The sequence below is a fragment of the Streptomyces sp. NPDC056373 genome (assembly GCF_042262425.1).
In the GTDB taxonomy this organism is placed as follows: Bacteria; Actinomycetota; Actinomycetes; order Streptomycetales; family Streptomycetaceae; genus Streptomyces.
The window spans coordinates 49,155-65,163 of the sequence record NZ_JBHJPX010000026.1; the positions used below are offsets into that span (position 1 = coordinate 49,155).

Annotated in this window: 16 protein-coding genes and 1 pseudogene; 4 read left to right on the forward strand and 13 right to left on the reverse strand. The window is 70.6% G+C overall.

Translation table 11 applies throughout. From position 1 onward, the window contains the following. Positions 1-156: 156 nt before the first annotated feature. The gene (locus ACFCXS_RS37320) at positions 157-2,208 is read right to left on the reverse strand and encodes an APC family permease (protein WP_376647793.1); all 2,052 of its coding nucleotides are present in this window, start codon (positions 2,206-2,208) and stop codon (positions 157-159) included. 628 nt (positions 2,209-2,836) lie between these two features. On the opposite strand from ACFCXS_RS37320, the gene ACFCXS_RS37325 reads away from it, so the two are divergent. Then, a complete protein-coding gene (locus ACFCXS_RS37325; protein WP_094053911.1) occupies positions 2,837-3,508 on the forward strand; it encodes a TrkA family potassium uptake protein in 672 nt (223 codons plus the stop codon). Further along, positions 3,508-4,182, forward strand: coding sequence for a TrkA family potassium uptake protein (locus ACFCXS_RS37330; RefSeq protein ID WP_053670967.1), 675 nt, complete (start codon positions 3,508-3,510; stop codon positions 4,180-4,182). The genes ACFCXS_RS37325 and ACFCXS_RS37330 overlap by 1 nt, the downstream gene beginning before the upstream one ends. Positions 4,183-4,296: 114 nt before the next feature. On the opposite strand, the gene ACFCXS_RS37335 is transcribed toward ACFCXS_RS37330, so the two are convergent. The 8 genes and pseudogenes from ACFCXS_RS37335 to ACFCXS_RS37370 all read right to left on the reverse strand — a co-directional run bounded on the left by ACFCXS_RS37335 (position 4,297) and on the right by ACFCXS_RS37370 (position 11,125). Then, entirely contained in the window at positions 4,297-5,031 is a 735-nt protein-coding gene (locus tag ACFCXS_RS37335) for a DUF3159 domain-containing protein (protein WP_376647794.1), read from the reverse strand. A 3-nt stretch (positions 5,032-5,034) separates the two neighbouring features. Next, positions 5,035-5,433, reverse strand: a complete 399-nt coding sequence (locus ACFCXS_RS37340) for an OB-fold nucleic acid binding domain-containing protein (RefSeq protein ID WP_104781211.1) — start codon at positions 5,431-5,433, stop codon at positions 5,035-5,037. A 133-nt stretch (positions 5,434-5,566) separates the two neighbouring features. Beyond that, entirely contained in the window at positions 5,567-6,247 is a 681-nt protein-coding gene (locus ACFCXS_RS37345; RefSeq protein WP_376647795.1) for a response regulator, read from the reverse strand. Continuing rightward, the gene (locus ACFCXS_RS37350; RefSeq protein ID WP_376647796.1) at positions 6,244-8,787 is read right to left on the reverse strand and encodes an ATP-binding protein; all 2,544 of its coding nucleotides are present in this window, start codon (positions 8,785-8,787) and stop codon (positions 6,244-6,246) included. Before ACFCXS_RS37350 ends, ACFCXS_RS37345 begins: the two co-directional genes overlap by 4 nt. Before the next feature lie 174 nt (positions 8,788-8,961). Next, positions 8,962-9,149: pseudogene (locus tag ACFCXS_RS37355) on the reverse strand (hypothetical protein); the annotation flags it as partial. 89 nt (positions 9,150-9,238) lie between these two features. Beyond that, positions 9,239-9,991: a DUF3710 domain-containing protein gene (locus tag ACFCXS_RS37360; protein WP_376647797.1), complete on the reverse strand. Its 753-nt coding sequence runs from the start codon at positions 9,989-9,991 to the stop codon at positions 9,239-9,241. A gap of 1 nt (position 9,992) precedes the next feature. Then, a complete protein-coding gene (gene dut / locus ACFCXS_RS37365; RefSeq protein WP_376647798.1) occupies positions 9,993-10,544 on the reverse strand; it encodes a dUTP diphosphatase in 552 nt (183 codons plus the stop codon). Continuing rightward, the gene (locus ACFCXS_RS37370) at positions 10,541-11,125 is read right to left on the reverse strand and encodes a PaaI family thioesterase (protein WP_376647799.1); all 585 of its coding nucleotides are present in this window, start codon (positions 11,123-11,125) and stop codon (positions 10,541-10,543) included. Before ACFCXS_RS37370 ends, dut begins: the two co-directional genes overlap by 4 nt. 58 nt (positions 11,126-11,183) lie before the next feature. On the opposite strand from ACFCXS_RS37370, the gene ACFCXS_RS37375 reads away from it, so the two are divergent. Then, entirely contained in the window at positions 11,184-11,642 is a 459-nt protein-coding gene (locus tag ACFCXS_RS37375; protein ID WP_376647800.1) for a DUF3093 domain-containing protein, read from the forward strand. Between the two features lie 90 nt (positions 11,643-11,732). On the opposite strand, the gene ACFCXS_RS37380 is transcribed toward ACFCXS_RS37375, so the two are convergent. The 4 genes from ACFCXS_RS37380 to ACFCXS_RS37395 form a co-directional block, all read right to left on the reverse strand. Further along, the gene (locus ACFCXS_RS37380) at positions 11,733-12,704 is read right to left on the reverse strand and encodes a hypothetical protein (protein ID WP_376647801.1); all 972 of its coding nucleotides are present in this window, start codon (positions 12,702-12,704) and stop codon (positions 11,733-11,735) included. A 13-nt stretch (positions 12,705-12,717) separates the two neighbouring features. After that, positions 12,718-13,014: a DUF4193 domain-containing protein gene (locus ACFCXS_RS37385; RefSeq protein ID WP_003993510.1), complete on the reverse strand. Its 297-nt coding sequence runs from the start codon at positions 13,012-13,014 to the stop codon at positions 12,718-12,720. A 404-nt stretch (positions 13,015-13,418) separates the two neighbouring features. Next, positions 13,419-14,666 carry a sensor histidine kinase gene (locus ACFCXS_RS37390; RefSeq protein WP_376647802.1) on the reverse strand — a complete coding sequence of 416 codons (1,248 nt, stop codon included), beginning with the start codon at positions 14,664-14,666 and terminating at the stop codon, positions 13,419-13,421. Positions 14,667-14,671: 5 nt separating this feature from the next. Beyond that, positions 14,672-15,325, reverse strand: coding sequence for a response regulator transcription factor (locus ACFCXS_RS37395; protein WP_053670977.1), 654 nt, complete (start codon positions 15,323-15,325; stop codon positions 14,672-14,674). Positions 15,326-15,740: 415 nt separating this feature from the next. On the opposite strand from ACFCXS_RS37395, the gene ACFCXS_RS37400 reads away from it, so the two are divergent. Beyond that, positions 15,741-15,914, forward strand: coding sequence for a hypothetical protein (locus tag ACFCXS_RS37400; RefSeq protein WP_167526644.1), 174 nt, complete (start codon positions 15,741-15,743; stop codon positions 15,912-15,914). Positions 15,915-16,009 lie beyond the last annotated feature (95 nt).

Sequence of the window (16,009 nt, forward strand, 5' to 3'; positions counted from 1 at the left end):
GGTGACTCCAAAACGCGTGAGGGGGAAGGGCCGAACGGAAACGGCCGGACAACAGCCCACCAGTCTACGTGGCTGCCGCCCGGCCGTTTCACACGAGCCGTCCCCTCGGGGCCTGTGCTCGGAGGGGTCCTTCGAGCCGTCCCGTCGGGTAATCCCTCAGGACTTGTGCTCGGAGGACTCCTTCGACCGCACGTGTGCGGGTCCGCGCCGCACCGAGCCCGGCGCGTTCCAGTCCTGCTGCCTGCGGGCCCGCCGTTTGGCCGCCTCGGAGGACTGCAGCTGGTACGGCACCGACGTCACCATGATCCCGGGCGTGAACAGCAGCCGGCCCTTCAGCCGCAGGGCGCTCTGATTGTGCAGCAGGTGCTCGTACCAGTGGCCGACGACGTACTCGGGGATGATCACCGACACCGCGTCGCGCGGCGACTCCTTGCGCAGGCTCTTGACGTACTCGATGATCGGCCGGGTGATCTCGCGGTAGGGCGAGTCCAGGATTTTCAGCGGTACGTCGATGCCGCGACGCTCCCACTCCTCGCGCAGGGCCTTGGTCTCCGTCGGGTCGACGTTGACGCTCAGGGCCTCCAGCGAGTCCGAGCGCATCAGCTTGGCGTAGGCCAGGGCGCGCAGCGTCGGGCGGTGGATCTTGGAGATCAGCACGACCGAGTGGACGCGGGAGGGCCGCACGAGGTCGTCGCTCGGGCCCTCGGGGGCGGCGATCTCGGCTGCGACCCGGTCGTAGTGCTTCCGGATGGCCGTCATCGTCGCGTAGAAGATCACCATGCCGAGCAGGGCGACCCAGGCCCCGTGGGTGAACTTGGTGAGGAGGACGACGACCAGCACGAGGCCGGTGAAGAAGGCGCCGAAAGCGTTGATGGCCCGGGAGCGGACCATGTGGCGGCGCTTGGCCTGGTCCTTCTCGGTGGCCAGGTGGCGGTTCCAGTGCCGGACCATGCCGGTCTGGCTGAGCGTGAAGGACACGAACACGCCGACGATGTACAGCTGGATCAGGCGGGTGGAGTCGGCTCCGTAGATCCCCACCAGCAGCGCGGCGGCACCTGCGAGGAGCACGATGCCGTTGGAGAAGGCGAGCCGGTCGCCGCGGGTGTGCAGCTGGCGCGGCAGGTAGCGGTCCTGGGCGAGGATCGAGCCGAGCAGCGGGAAGCCGTTGTATGCGGTGTTCGCGGCGAGGAACAGCACCAGCGCGGTGGCCGCGGCAAGGATGATGAAGAAGAAGCTGCCCTTGCCGAAGACGGCCTCGGCGACCTGGGAGATCACCGGGTTCTGGACGTAGTCCCCGCCGAGCGGGACACCGTTGTGGAACAGGTCCTTGGCCGGGTTCTCGGCCATGCGGACGTCGGTCGCGGCGGCCAGCGCGATGATGCCGCAGAACATGGTGACGGCCAGCAGGCCCATCATGGCGAGGGTGGTCGCGGCGTTCTTCGACTTCGGCTTGCGGAAGGCCGGGACGCCGTTGGAGATCGCCTCGACGCCGGTGAGGGCGGCGCAGCCGGAGGAGAAGGCGCGCAGCAGCAGGAAGACCAGGGCGAAGCCGGCCAGGCCCTGGTGCTCGGGCTTGATGACGTAGTCAGCCGTCGGTGCCCGCATGCTGTCGCCCATGACCAGTCCGCGGAAGGCGCCCCAGGCGATCATCGTGAAGACACCGGCGACGAACACGTAGGTCGGGATCGCGAACAGCGAGCCCGACTCCTTCACCCCACGCAGGTTCATCAGGGTCAGCAGCACGATCACGCCGATCGCGCAGAGCACCTTGTGCTCGACCACGAAGGGGACGGCGGAGCCGAGGTTCTCGATGCCGGAGGAGATCGACACGGCGACGGTGAGGACGTAGTCCACGAGCAGCGCGCTCGCGACCGTCAGGCCGGCCTTGGGCCCGAGGTTGGTGTTGGCCACCTCGTAGTCGCCGCCGCCGCTGGGGTAGGCGTGCACGTTCTGCCGGTAGGAGGCGACCACGGTGAACATCAGCACGACGACCGCGACGGCGATCCACGGGCTGAAGTGGTACGCCGTCACTCCCGCGATCGACAGGACCAGCAGCACCTCGCCGGGCGCGTACGCCACGGAGGAGAGCGGGTCGGAGGCGAAGACGGGGAGTGCGATGCGCTTCGGCAGGAGCGTTTCGCCCAGCCGGTCACTGCGCAGTGCGCGCCCGATCAGGATCCGTTTGGGCACGTCGGTCAGTTTGGACACAACAGAGGATCGTAGGCGTTCGATTGCGGGGTCGCCCACCCGCCACCCCCCATCGGCGTTCCCTCTGCTCTCCGAGTGAATTCAGAGGCGCATGCGGCTGAGGATTCCGCAGGTCACCCGTTTCACATGCCTATATGACAAAGCCCCGTCCGCTTCCCGGCCGTTGCCGCCCCTGGAGGTCCCATGCACACCCCCGCCCAGCTGATCGGCGCCGCGGCCACCCTTGTCGCCCTCGGAATCCTGACGCTGGCGAGCGTGCGCAGCATCAGCCGCCGCAAGGACGTGTAGCCCGGGCGGGCCAGGCGCTCGTGGCCCCGGCTGCCCGGATCGCTCCGGCTCCGCCGGCGCCGGCCCCTCGGCTCCGGATCGCGTGGTTCATGTCGGACTCCTGCCCGGCCCGGGGGCCGGGCAGGGCCCCCGGCAACGGCCTCGGCTTTGCGGATACGTTGGAGTCGGGCGGCCGAACGCGGCACCGCCCCCGGAGGGCATCATGGCGTGATTCCACCGGCATGATGTTGCCCGGCGGCCCGCACGCAGGCCGCGACATGATGCCTCGCGAGCCGAGAGAGAGACATGAGCACGACATTCATGAAGCCCAGAGGGCCTGCAGGAAGCGCGGTGTGACGCGATGCATATTGTGATCATGGGTTGCGGAAGGGTGGGTTCCGCATTGGCCCAGAACCTGGAGCAACAGGGGCACACGGTCGCCGTGGTCGACCAGGACCCCACGGCCTTCCGCCGGCTGGGCTCCTCGTTCGGCGGCCGCCGGGTCACCGGTGTCGGCTTCGACCAGGACACACTGCGTGAGGCGGGCATCGAGGAGGCCGGCGCCTTCGCCGCCGTCTCCAGCGGGGACAACTCCAACATCATCGCCGCACGCGTGGCACGCGAGATGTTCGGCATCGAGAACGTCGCCGCCCGCATCTACGACCCCCGCCGCGCGGAGGTCTACCAGCGCCTGGGCATCCCCACCGTCGCGACCGTCCGCTGGACGGCCGACCAGATGCTGCGCCGTCTGCTCCCCTCCGGCGCCGAGCCGCTGTGGCGCGACCCCACCGGCGGCGTCCAGCTCGCCGAGGTGCACACCTCCACCGCCTGGGTCGGCCACAAGATCAGCCGGATCCAGGAGGAGACCGGCGTGCGTGTCGCCTTCCTGACCCGGCTCGGCGAGGCGGTCCTGCCCACCTCTCAGACGGTGCTGCAGGAGGGCGACCTGGTGCACGTGATGATGCGCACCGACGAGGTCGACAAGGTCGAGGCGGCGTTCGCCAAGGGTCCCGAAGAGGAGGGCGGTCACTGATGAGGGTCGCCATTGCCGGAGCCGGCGCCGTCGGCCGCTCGATCGCGGGCGAACTGCTGGAGAACGGCCACGAGGTCCTGCTGATCGACAAGGCGCCGACCGCCATCTCGGTCGAACGCGTCCCGCAGGCCGAGTGGCTGCTCGCCGACGCCTGCGAGATCACGTCCCTGGACGAGGCGGCGCTCCAGCGCTGCAACGTCGTCATCGCCGCGACCGGCGACGACAAGGTGAACCTGGTCGTCTCGCTCCTCGCCAAGACGGAGTACGGCGTCCCGCGCGTCGTCGCCCGCGTGAACAACCCCAAGAACGAGTGGCTGTTCAACGAGTCCTGGGGCGTGGACGTGGCCGTCTCCACCCCGCGTCTGATGTCGGCCCTGGTCGAGGAGGCGGTGAGCGTGGGCGACCTGGTCCGTCTGCTCCGCTTCAGCCACGGCGACGCCAACCTGGTCGAGCTGACCCTGCCGGAGGAGTCGGCCCTGGCCGGCACGCAGGTCGGCGACGTCGACTGGCCGCAGGACACGTCCCTGGTGACGATCATCCGCGGCAACCGCGTGCTGACGCCCTCCCGGGAGGACTCCCTGGAGGCGGGCGACGAGCTCCTCTTCGTGGCCGCCCAGGCCCGCGAGGAACAGCTGGAGGACCTGCTGTCGGTACGACGGAACGCGGCGGGCTGAGCGCGGCTGCCGAATCGGCGGAAGGGGCGTCCCGAGTACTCGGGACGCCCCTTCCGTTCTCGCCGGCGTCCGTCGGCTTCCGTCAGCGCGGGAGGACCACTGCGCGCGGATGGATCACTGCTCGGCGGACCGGGCGGCCGCGGCCTGCCGCTCCCGCTCCTCGGCCGCCTTCTCCTCCGCCTCCATCTCCGCGAACACGTCGATGGGCGCGGGTGCCTTCGCGAGGAAGACCCACGTCAGGTACACCGCGAGCAGGAACGGCGGGATCTTCAGGGCGATCAGGATCCAGCCCAGCTGCGTGGTGTCGGCCCACCAGTACAGCGGGAAGAGGATCGCGCACTTGGCGAGCAGGATCGTGCCCCACGCGTAGCTGGCCTTGGCGTAGGCCTTCTTGCGGCCCGGGTTCCGCGTGCGCCAGGAGAGGTTCTCCTTGAAGACCGGGCCGAGGATCAGCCCGATCAGCGGCACCCCGCACAGGGTCGTCACGATGTAGGCGAGGCCCAGCCCCAGCGTGTAGAGCATGCCGGGCAGGTAGAAGTCCTTGGCGTTGCCGGTCATCATCGCGAAGACCACGCCGAAGGCCACGCCGAAGACGCCGCTGAAGGCGTGCTTGACGGTGTCCTTCATCACCAGCCGGACCACGACCAGCACCAGCGACACGGCCAGCGCCGCGATCGCCGACATGTGGAGGTCCTTGTTGATCGTGAAGATGGTGACGAAGAGGAGACCGGGAAGCACCGTCTCCACCATGCCCCGCACGCCGCCGAACGCCTCGAACAGGGCGGCCTCGGTCACCGCCCGGGCGTCGTCCGCAGATGTCTCTTCGGTCGGCTTGTCGAGCGACGTCACCGGCTACTCCCGTCCGAGGGGTCTCAGTTCGTACTTGGGATTGAACAGCACCCGGCGGCCCCGGCTCATCGAGATCCGGCCCGACGCGATCAGCTTGCGTCCGGGCTCTATCCCCACGATGGAGCGCCTGCCGAGCCACACCACGTCCAGCGCGGCGGAGCCGTCGAACAGCTCGGCCTCCAGGGCGGGGACTCCTGCGCGCGGCCGAAGGGTGACCGTGCGCAAGGTACCAGTTACCGTCACTATCTGGCGGTCCTGACAGTCTCCGATCCGGATACAGCCGGCCGTCTCGGTGTCCTCCCGCAGCTCCTCGGACTCCAGGTCCTCCTGTGACGAGGAGAGCCGGTCGAGCATGCGCCGGAACCGGCCCACCGGCTTTTCGGAACGAGGAACAGCACTCATATCTGAAGCGTACCGGGGCCTGCTGACGAAGGGCGAGGAGCCCGTTTTCCGCACCGGCAGCCCTCCCCCGACCCGGTGACACCGCATCCCCCGGGGGCCGATCCCCGGCCCCCGGCCACGAGCCCCCACCGCCTCATTTCTCGAACCGGTACCCCATCCCCGGCTCGGTGATGAAGTGCTTCGGGTGTGAGGGATCCGCTTCCAGCTTCCGTCGCAACTGCGCCATGTACACGCGCAGATAGTTCGTCTCCGTCCCGTACGACGGCCCCCACACCTCCTGGAGCAGCTGCTTCTGCCCCACCAGGCGGCCGTTGTTGCGCACGAGGACCTCCAGCAGGTGCCACTCCGTGGGCGTCAGCCGTACGTCCTTGCCGGCGCGGTCGACCTTCTTCGCGGCCAGGTCGACGGTGAACTCGCCGGTGTCGACGACCACGTCGCCCTCCCCGCCGGCCGGCTCGGCCCGGCGCACGGCGGCCCGCAGCCGGGCCAGCAGCTCGTCCATGCCGAACGGCTTGGTGACGTAGTCGTCGGCCCCCGCGTCCAGCGCCTCGACCTTCTCGTCGGAGGAGTGCCGGGCGGACAGCACCAGGATCGGCACCCGGGTCCAGCCGCGCAGCCCCCTGATCACCTCGACGCCGTCCATGTCGGGCAGGCCCAGGTCCAGGACGACCACGTCGGGGTGGCGGGCGGCGGCGAGGCGGAGGGCGGTGGCACCGTCGTGGGCCGCGTCGACCTCGTAGGCGCGTGCCTTGAGGTTGATCACGAGGGCGCGCACGATCTGCGGCTCGTCGTCGACCACCAGGACGCGGGTCATGAGGCCTGCCTTTCCGGTTCTGCGGTGGGGTGCTGCTCCGGGCGGGATGCCGCCGCACGGAGGGAGAGGACCATGGTGAGCCCGCCGCCCGGGGTGTCCTCGGCGTTCAGGGTGCCGCCCATGGCCTCGGCGAAGCCGCGCGCCACCGCGAGCCCCAGACCCACCCCGGCGCCGCGCGGGGCGTCGCCGTGGCGCTGGAAGGGTTCGAAGATGCGCTCCTTGGCCTCGTCGGGGACGCCGGGCCCCCGGTCGACCACCCGCACCTCGACCCGGTCGGCCAGCGCGCTGGCGGCGACCAGCACGGGCGCGCCGGGCGGACTGTACTTGACGGCGTTCTCGACGAGGTTGGCCACCGCCCGCTCCAGCAGCCCGGGGTCCACGGCGACCATGGGCAGGGTCTCGGGCACGTCCAGGCACGCGCTGCCCTCGGGGACCCCGCCGAGCGCCATCGGCACCACCTCGTCGAGGTCGATCTCGCGGATCAGCGGGGTGACGGTGCCGGTCTGGAGGCGGGACATGTCGAGGAGGTTGCCGACGAGGTGGTCGAGGCGGTCGGCGCCCTCCTCGATGCCCTCCAGCAGCTCGGCCCGGTCCTCCTCCGACCACTCGACGTCCTCGGAGCGCAGGGAGGTCACGGCTGCCTTGATCCCGGCGAGGGGGGTACGGAGGTCGTGGCTGACGGCTGCCAGCAGGGCCGTGCGGATGCGGTTGCCCTCCGCGAGCGTGCGGGCCTGGTCGGCTTCCTCCTGGAGCCGGCGGCGGTCCAGGACGACGGCGGCCTGGGCGGCGAAGGCGGCCAGCACCCTGCGGTCCTCGGCGGGCAGCACACGGCCGGTCAGCGCCAGCGCCATGTGGTCCCCGACGGGCATGTCCACATCCGCTTCGTCGGGCCGCTCGACGGGACGTCCCCGGCCGACGCGGCCGGCGCAGGTCCAAGGCTCGACGTCGCTCGCCCGTTCCAGCAGGGCCGCCGACTCCATGCCGAAGGTCTCCCGTACGCGTTCCAGCAGGTCCTCCAGGCCCGTCTCGCCGCGCAGCACGTTGCCGGCGAGGAAGGACAGGATCTCGGACTCGGCCCGCAGCCGGGCCGCCTGGTGGGTACGGCGGGCGGCGAGATCGACCACGGAGGCCACCGCCACGCCGACCGACACGAAGATCACGATGGCGACGATGTTCTTCGGGTCGGCGATGGTCCACCGGTGCAGGGGCGGGGTGTAGAAGTAGTTCAGCAGCAGGGAGCCGACCGCCGCCGAGGCCAGGGCGGGCAGCAGCCCGCCGAGCAGTGCGGCCGCCACCGTCAGCGCCAGGAAGAGCAACATGTCGTTGGCGAGGCCGAGGTCGACGGCGCTGAGCAGCGCCGCGAGGAGGGGCGGGCCGAGGACACCGGCGATCCAGCCCCAGGCCCGCCGGGAGCGCCCGAGGCGGGCGTCCCTGGCCACCGGCAGCCCGCGGCCCTTGGCGACCTCGCCGTGGGTGACGATGTGCACGTCGAGGTCGGGGCCCGAGTCCCGGGCGACCGTCGCGCCGACGCCGGGCCCGAAGACGTACTGCCAGGCCTTGCGGCGCGAGGAGCCCAGCACGATCTGGGTGGCGTTCACGCCCCGGGCGAAGGCGAGCAGCGCGGCCGGTATGTCGTCGCCGACGACATGGTGGAACGTTCCGCCAAGGTCTTCGACCAGGGTGCGCTGCAGCGCCAGTTCCTTGGGCGAGGCGGAGGTCAGCCCGTCGCTGCGGGCTATGTAGACGGCCAGCACCTCACCGCCGGCGCCCTTCTCGGCCAGCCGTGCGCCCCGGCGGATCAGTGTGCGGCCCTCCGGTCCGCCGGTCAGACCGACCACGATCCGCTCGCGCGAGCCCCAGATCTTCGACACCCGGTGCTCGCTGCGGTACTGGGTGAGGTAGGCGTCGACCCGGTCGGCCACCCACAGCAACGCCAGCTCTCGCAGGGCGGTGAGGTTGCCGGGACGGAAGTAGTTCGACAGGGCGGCGTCGACCTTGTCGGGCTGGTAGATGTTGCCGTGCGCCATCCGCCGCCGCAGCGCCTCGGGCGTCATGTCGACCAGCTCGACCTGGTCGGCCCGGCGCACCACCTCGTCCGGCACGGTCTCCTGCTGCCGCACGCCGGTGATCGACTCGACGACGTCGCCGAGGGACTCCAGGTGCTGGATGTTGACGGTCGAGACCACGTCGATGCCCGCGGCGAGCAGTTCCTCCACGTCCTGCCAGCGCTTGGCGTTGCGGGAGCCGGGGACGTTGGTGTGGGCGAGTTCGTCCACCAGGGCGACCTGGGGGCGGCGGGCGAGGACGGCGTCGAGGTCCATCTCGGGGAAGACGCCGCCGCGGTACTCCAGCTCCCGGCGCGGCACCTGCTCCAGGCCGTGCAGCATCACCTCGGTGCGGGGCCGTCCGTGGTGCTCGACGAAGCCCACCACGCAGTCCGTGCCCCGCCCGACGCGGCGGTGCGCCTCGGACAGCATCGCGTACGTCTTGCCGACGCCCGGTGCCGCGCCCAGGTGGATCCGAAGCTTGCCGCGTGCCATGGCCCCATTGTCTTCCCGTGGTGTGCCGACTGCGCAGCGTCGACCCTAAGGCCCGAAGGCAGGGCGTTCGGGTCCCCGGCCCGGCTCCGGGGCGCACTTTGACGGAACTCTGACGCGGGCGGGCGGGCGGACCGGGCACCGGGGTCCCCGCCCGGCGCCCGGTCGATCCGGGGGTCAGGCGGGGTTGTCGCCGTGGGTGAGGGTCTCGCAGGCGACGAAGAGGTTGTTGCCGCCGGCCGGGCGGTTCCGCCGGGTCAGCCTCGCGGCGTTGGTCATGGCGTGCCCGGGGCGGTCGGCCAGGGCGTTGTGGCCTACCTCGGTCACCGGCCCAGCCCGAGCGTGAGCGAGCCGCCGCACAGCCGGGTCTCGGCATCGGCGCGGAGCCGGTCACTCGGCGTGGAAGCCGAGAGGGCCGCACCCCTCACGGAGTACGGCCCTCGACGTCGTACGACTAGCGCACCTCGGTGATCTCCGGTCCGCGCTGGAGCTGGCCCATTCCGCCCGCGAAACGGGAGCCCTCCTCCTGCTGGACGCCCTCGGGGACCATCTGGGCGTCGTTCGGAAGCTTCAGGACGATCGGGTCACGGGGCGCCATCGGGCCCTCACCGCGGACCACGACCGTGTCCCGGAAGACCTGCTCGAGCAGCCCTGCCGCCTGCGGCTGCACGGCACCCTGGCCCGAGATGACCCCGCGCAGGAACCAGCGGGGGCCGTCCACACCGACGAACCGCACGACCTGGAAGCCGCCGGTGCCGTCCGGCAGCTGCACGGGCACCTGCGCGCGCAGCTCCCACCCCAGCGGTCCCTCGACCTCGTCGACGATGCCGCCCTGCTGGGTGATGCCGGTGCCGATCTCCTCGCGCACCTCGCCCCAGATGCCCTCGCGCTTGGGCGCGGCGAAACCCTGGAGCTGGATGGCACTGTCGCGCAGCACGACCGTGGCCGCCACGATCGCGTCGCCCGCGACCTCGACCCTGAGTTCCATGCCGTCGACGCCCGGCACGAACAGACCGCCCAGGTCGACCCGGCCCTCGCCGGGGTCACGGACCTCCGAGTCGTCCCAGGGCCCGTCGGGGCGCGGCGCGGGCTCCAGCCTCAGGCGCTCGCGCTCTTCGTCCGCCTCGGTGTCGACACCGTCGACGACCTGCTCGGCCTCGCCGGCCGCGTCCTCGGCGGCATCCCTCTTCTTGCGACGTCCGAACACGTCACTGTCCTTCCCGGTCGGATACGACCGAAGCGTATCGATTCCCACCCGTCCGACCGCCCAGGGCGGCCTGACCGCTTGTGCCGCTCGTCCCGTCCACCGCGGCATGGCCGCCGGTGGACCCGAAGCCCCCTTCGGCCCGCGCGGAGCCGGGAAGTTCCGCAACCTCCTGGAAGCGGACCCTCTCGACCTGCTGAACCACCAGTTGGGCAATCCGGTCGAAGCGCTCGAACCGCACGGCCTCGCGCGGGTCGAGATTCACCACGATCACCTTGATCTCCCCACGGTACCCGGCATCAACCGTCCCCGGGGCATTCACCAGGGCGACGCCGCAGCGAGCGGCCAGACCGGATCGCGGGTGCACGAAGGCCGCGTACCCCTCCGGCAGCGCCACAGACACTCCCGTGGGCAGCACGGCCCGTTCACCGGGCTCCAGTCGGCACGCCTCGGTGGTGCGCAGATCGGCCCCGGCGTCCCCGGGCTGTGCGTACGCCGGAAGCGGTACGTCCGGATCGACGCGCCGGATCAGCACGTCCAGGGGATCACGGCTCACGGGTTCACCTCGAAGGCACGGGCGCGCCGGATCTGGTCCGGGTCGTTCATGGCCGCCTGGATCTCCTCCTGGCGGCCGTGGTCGACGAAGTGGTCGACCTTCACCTCGATGAAGAGGGCTTCGGCGCGCACGGCGACGGGGCCTTCGGGACCGCCGACGCGTCCGGTCGCGGTGGAGTAGATCTTCCGCCCCGCCACGGCCGTGACCTCCGCCTCCAGGTGCAGCGTGGTGCCGACGGGCACAGGCCGCACGAAGTCGGTCTCCAGCCGCCCGGTCACCGCGATCGTGCGCAGCAGCCAGCTCAGCGAACCGAGGGTCTCGTCCAGCGCGGAGGCGAGCACACCGCCGTGCGCGAGGCCCGGGGCACCCTGATGGGCGGGCTGGACGGTGAACTCGGCGGTGAGCGACACGCCCTCGCCGGCCCGCGCTTCCAGGTGCAGCCCGTGCGGCTGGTCGCCCCCGCAGCCGAAGCACTCGCCGTAGTGCGCGCCGAGGAGCTCACCGGGCGCGGGCGCGTCCGGGTGCCGCACCGGTTGCACGGCGTCGGCCGGGGGTCGAAGAGCTGCGGAATCACCACTCACAGCCGGAGACCTTACCCGCGCGTCGGCCCCTTTCGGACACCATGTCAAGCTAGGCCCCATGCAGCTCTCCGCCGCTCCGTACGAAGAACGCCTGACCGCTCCGCGGACCTGGTGGCTGATCTCGTTCCTCGTGGGCGTCTCGATGGCCCTGATCCTGCTCCCGTTCGGCACCCTGCCGACGCTCGGAGGCCTGGCAGGGGGCACCGCGGTCGCGGCCGTCGCGGCGAGCTCGTACGGCTCGGTGCGCATCCGCGTGGTCGGCGGATCCCTCATCGCGGGCGAGGCGAAGATCCCGCTGGAGGCCCTGGGCGAGGCTGAGGTGCTGGACGCGGAGGAGGCCCGCGCCTGGCGCACCTACAAGGCCGACCCGCGCGCCTTCCTCCTGCTGCGCGCGTACATCCCCACGGCTCTGCGCGTGGAGGTCACGGACCCGCAGGATCCGACTCCGTACCTGTACCTGTCCACGCGCGAGCCGGAGCGCCTGGCGGAGGCGCTGCGGACGGCCGAGCCGCAGTAGCACACCCGACCGAGGCGTCACCCGGCCGTCGCGTCGACGGGCCCGTTCCGGCGTCCGGCGTCGTACGCGACGGTGCCGGACGGGCCGGTCTCAGTGCCCGTCGCCCTGCTTGCCGTCGGGTCCGCCGTCGCGCCGGTGGTCCGTGTGGCGGCCCAGGGGGTCGTGCGTGATCTCGCCCATCTCCAGGGCGTCCACCGGACGTTCGAGAGCAGGGAGCGCCTCCAGGGCCTCCCAGGACACCTGGATCTTGCGCAGGTCCCCTCGGATCCGCCCGGCGAGCTTTCTCGTCTCGCCGCGGTTCATGACCGCCCCTACGGCGGCTCCCACCAGGAACGGCATCAGGTTCGGCATGTTGCGGACCATGCGCTTCATGATCCGCTGCCGCAGTTCGCGCTTCATGCGGCTGTTCAGCGCCGTGCTGAAGGTCGACGGCTTGGACGCGTCGATGCCGCGCTCCCCCGACCAGGAGTCGAGGTACGCGGTGCTGCGCTGTTTGAGATTGCCGGGCGGCCGTACGCCGTAGACCTCGTGGAGTTCGGCGATCATCTTGAGCTCGATCGCCGCGACGCCGGTGACCTCTGCGGCCAGTTCCGTCGGCATCGCCGGGGGTACGGGGAGCATCGCGGCCGCGCCGACGCCTGCTCCGACCGTCGCCGTCGCCTTCGCCGCGCCCGCCACGAGCTTGTCCGCCAGCTCCTCGGGGCCGAGGCCCGGGAACTGCCTGCGCAGTGTCGCCAGGTCCCGTACGGGGACGCGCGGGGCCAGTTCGATGATCCGGTCGGCGAGGTAGGCGAGTCCCGCCCGGGCCCGGTCGCCGCCCTTGCGGGCACCGTCTCTGGCCCGCTCGCGGATCGTCCCCGCCCGCCGTCTCGCGACGGGTGCGGGGACGTCCACGGATGCCGGGAGGTCACTCCGGTCCGCTGTGGGTTCGAGCGAGGCCGTCCCCGGACCGGTTGAGCCTCGCTCGTCGTCACGCACGCCGTACTGCGGGCCGGTGATCGGCCCTTCGTCCGCCTTTCGCTTGGAGAAGCGGCGCTTCCAGGGAGGGGTCGAGCCAGTCACGGCCGACCCGCCCTCAGTCGCAGTCGCGGCAGATCGGCTGACCGTTCTTCTCCCGGGCCAGCTGGCTGCGGTGGTGCACCAGGAAGCAGCTCATGCAGGTGAACTCGTCCTGCTGCTTCGGGAGCACCCGGACTGCCAGCTCCTCGTTCGAGAGGTCGGCTCCGGGCAGCTCGAGGCCTTCGGCGGCCTCGAACTCGTCGACGTCCACGGCGGAAGCCGACTTGTCGTTCCTCCGGGCCTTCAGCTCTTCGAGGCTGTCCGAGTCGACGTCGTCGTCGGTCTTGCGTGGAGTGTCGTAATCGGTTGCCATGGTCGCTCTCCCCCTCTGGGTGTCTGCGGTGTCTCCCGCACGTAACGCGTGAGAGGCCGGACTTGTGCCCGACCTGAGGCGGAGATTTTGCCTCACATCAAGGTCTGTTACTCAATCGACACCCAACCGGACTCCTGACGAGTGATCGGCTTGGATGGCGATGGGGACCGTACACGGTCCGAATGCTGCACGCCAAAGGCGTCTCACCGTGTACTTCCCGTGATCAAGACCCCCGAAAACCGGGATTTTCCCGGCTTTACGACAGCGCGCATGATCACGGAGAGTAGATGGCCGGAAAGGCGTCCCTGTGATCGATCACACACGGTGCACGCGCGGTGAAGGCTCAGAAATTCCGCGCAAAGCGAACATCCCCGTGTGCCGCCGAGTTGATCGGCGACATGATCTCAGATGGGCAGGGTGACGCGCATGACGAGTCCACCCCCTTCACGCGGCTGGGCATAGATGTGCCCGCCGTGCGCGCGGGCCACGGACCGGACGATGGACAGCCCGAGCCCCACGCCCTTGTCGCTGCCCGTCCGCTCCGTGCGCAGCCGCCGGAACGGCTCGAAGAGGTTGTCGATCTCGTAGGCCGGCACCACCGGGCCCGTGTTGGAGACGACCAGGACCGCCTGGCCGTGCTCGACGTCGGTGGTGACCTCGACCCAGCCGCCCTCCGCCACGTTGTAGCGCACGGCGTTCTGCACGAGGTTGAGCGCGATCCGCTCCAGCAGCACGCCGTTGCCCTGCACGACCGCGGGCTTCTGCTCGCCCCGGATCACGACGCCCTTGCTCTCGGCCTCGCCGTTCACCTGGTCGATGGCCTGCGAGGCGACCTCGGCGAGGTCCACCGGCCCCCGCTCGACGACCTGGTTGTCGCTGCGGGCGAGCAGCAGCAGGCCCTCGACGAGCTGCTCGCTGCGCTCGTTGGTGGCCAGCAGCGTCTTGCCGAGCTGCTGGAGCTCCATCGGGGCGTTCGGGTCGGACAGGTGCACCTCAAGGAGCGTGCGGTTGATCGCCAGCGGCGTGCGCAGCTCGTGCGAGGCGTTGCCGACGAAGCGCTGCTGGGCCGTGAAGGCGCGCTCCAGCCGCTCCAGCATGTCGTCGAAGGTGTCCGCCAGCTCTTTCAGCTCGTCGTCCGGGCCGTCCAGCTCGATCCGGCGCGACAGGTCGGAGCCCGCCACCGCTCGGGCGGTGCGGGTGATCCGGCCCAGCGGCGACAGGACGCGGCCGGCCATCGCGTAGCCGAAGGCGAAGGCGATGACCGCCAGGCCCAGCAGGGCCAGCAGGGAACGGCTGAGCAGGTTGTCCAGCGCGACATGACGCTGGTCGTCGATGCACTTGCTGATCGCCGCGTTGAATTCGGCGAGCGTCGGACTGGCGGAGGCGACCGCAGGGCAGCGATCGCTGGCCACCTTGATCTCCGTGCCGCCGACGATCTTGAAGAGCGGCTCGTTCCCGGTGTTGAGGGCTTGGGCGGCCAGCAGATAGATGATCGACAGCAGCAGGATGCCGGCGATCAAAAACATGCCGCCGTACAGCAGCGTGAGCCTTATGCGGATGGTCGGGCGCAGCCACGGGAAGGGCTGGACGGGCCGACTGGGGTCCCAGGTGGGCTTGGGGGGCGTCTGCGGGGGTGCGGGAGTACTTGCCACGAGTATCAGATCCGGTAGCCGGAGCCGGGGACGGTGACGATGACGGGTGGCTCGCCCAGCTTGCGGCGCAGGGTCATGACGGTCACGCGCACGACGTTCGTGAACGGGTCGGTGTTCTCGTCCCAGGCCTTCTCCAGGAGCTGCTCCGCGGAGACGACGGCGCCCTCGCTGCGCATCAGCACCTCCAGGACGGCGAACTCCTTGGGGGCGAGCTGGACCTCCTGGCCGTCTCGGAACACCTCGCGCCGGTTGGGGTCGAGCTTGATCCCGGCGCGCTCCAGGACGGGCGGCAGGGGCACGCTGGTGCGCCGGCCGAGGGCCCGCACCCGCGCGATGAGCTCACTGAAGGCGAACGGCTTGGGCAGGTAGTCGTCGGCGCCGATCTCCAGGCCCTCGACCCGGTCGCTGACGTCACCCGAGGCCGTCAGCATCAGCACGCGCGTGGGCATGCCCAGTTCGACGATCTTGCGGCAGACGTCGTCACCGTGCACGACCGGGAGGTCGCGGTCGAGGACGACCACGTCGTAGTCGTTGACGCCGATGCGCTCCAGGGCGGCCGCACCGTCGTACACGACGTCGACGGCCATGGCCTCCCGGCGCAGTCCGGTGGCCACCGCATCGGCGAGCAGCTGCTCGTCCTCGACGACGAGTACGCGCACGTTGCTGGTCCTTCCTCATGTCCACCCGCGTAGCCCGTCACCGGGCATACGTGGGCAGGGGTCTTCGACAGGGCTCGGTGTGTTGCCCTCCATCCTGCCCTTTTCGGCCATAAGTCGGAGGTAAGGCGGGTGAGAGCCATGTGGGCCGGAGGGGGAATAAGAGATTTTCTCCGCCGGTTAGGTTTCCACGGAAGGGAGCTTGGGGAGGACGGCTTTACATCCCACGATCACGCTCTGCTGGCGCCGCACCACCATGCGGTGCGCATCAATCCGCTTTCCGCAGGGCGGGCGTGGGTGTCCGGCACCGTCGCCGCCCGGCCGAGCGGCGCTGGGCATCCACATGCGGCGTGATCGTCCCTTCCGAACGGCACACCCCCGTGCCATCGACCCACGACCCAGGACGAGGGGGCGCAGCATGGACGCTTTCACCGCAGGACTTCTGCAGCGCATAAGGGCGACCGAGTCCGATCTGTCCCGGGCTCGCGACGAGGGCGACGAGTTCCTCGTCGACGTGGAGCAGGGCGAGCTCGACGACCTGCGCCGTCTCGCCGCCGAGCACGGTGTGCAGGTCGGCGCCACGAGCGTCTGATCACACGGCGAAGCGGCGGGCCCCGGCGAATCCAGCGCCTGGGGCCCCCCCGTTTGCCCCCGGGGGGGTGAACAGGGGGTTAAACCCACCGACGG

Coding starts and splice junctions, on each gene's coding strand:
- ACFCXS_RS37345 (WP_376647795.1), bottom strand. CDS start 6,247: ATGACCCGCGTCCTGGTGGTCGACGACGAGCCGCAGATCGTGCGCGCC.
- ACFCXS_RS37385 (WP_003993510.1), bottom strand. CDS start 13,014: ATGGCAACCGATTACGACACTCCACGCAAGACCGACGACGACGTCGAC.
- ACFCXS_RS37325 (WP_094053911.1), top strand. CDS start 2,837: ATGCATATTGTGATCATGGGTTGCGGAAGGGTGGGTTCCGCATTGGCC.
- ACFCXS_RS37350 (WP_376647796.1), bottom strand. CDS start 8,787: ATGGCACGCGGCAAGCTTCGGATCCACCTGGGCGCGGCACCGGGCGTC.
- ACFCXS_RS37375 (WP_376647800.1), top strand. CDS start 11,184: ATGCAGCTCTCCGCCGCTCCGTACGAAGAACGCCTGACCGCTCCGCGG.
- ACFCXS_RS37330 (WP_053670967.1), top strand. CDS start 3,508: ATGAGGGTCGCCATTGCCGGAGCCGGCGCCGTCGGCCGCTCGATCGCG.
- ACFCXS_RS37400 (WP_167526644.1), top strand. CDS start 15,741: ATGGACGCTTTCACCGCAGGACTTCTGCAGCGCATAAGGGCGACCGAG.
- ACFCXS_RS37340 (WP_104781211.1), bottom strand. CDS start 5,433: ATGAGTGCTGTTCCTCGTTCCGAAAAGCCGGTGGGCCGGTTCCGGCGC.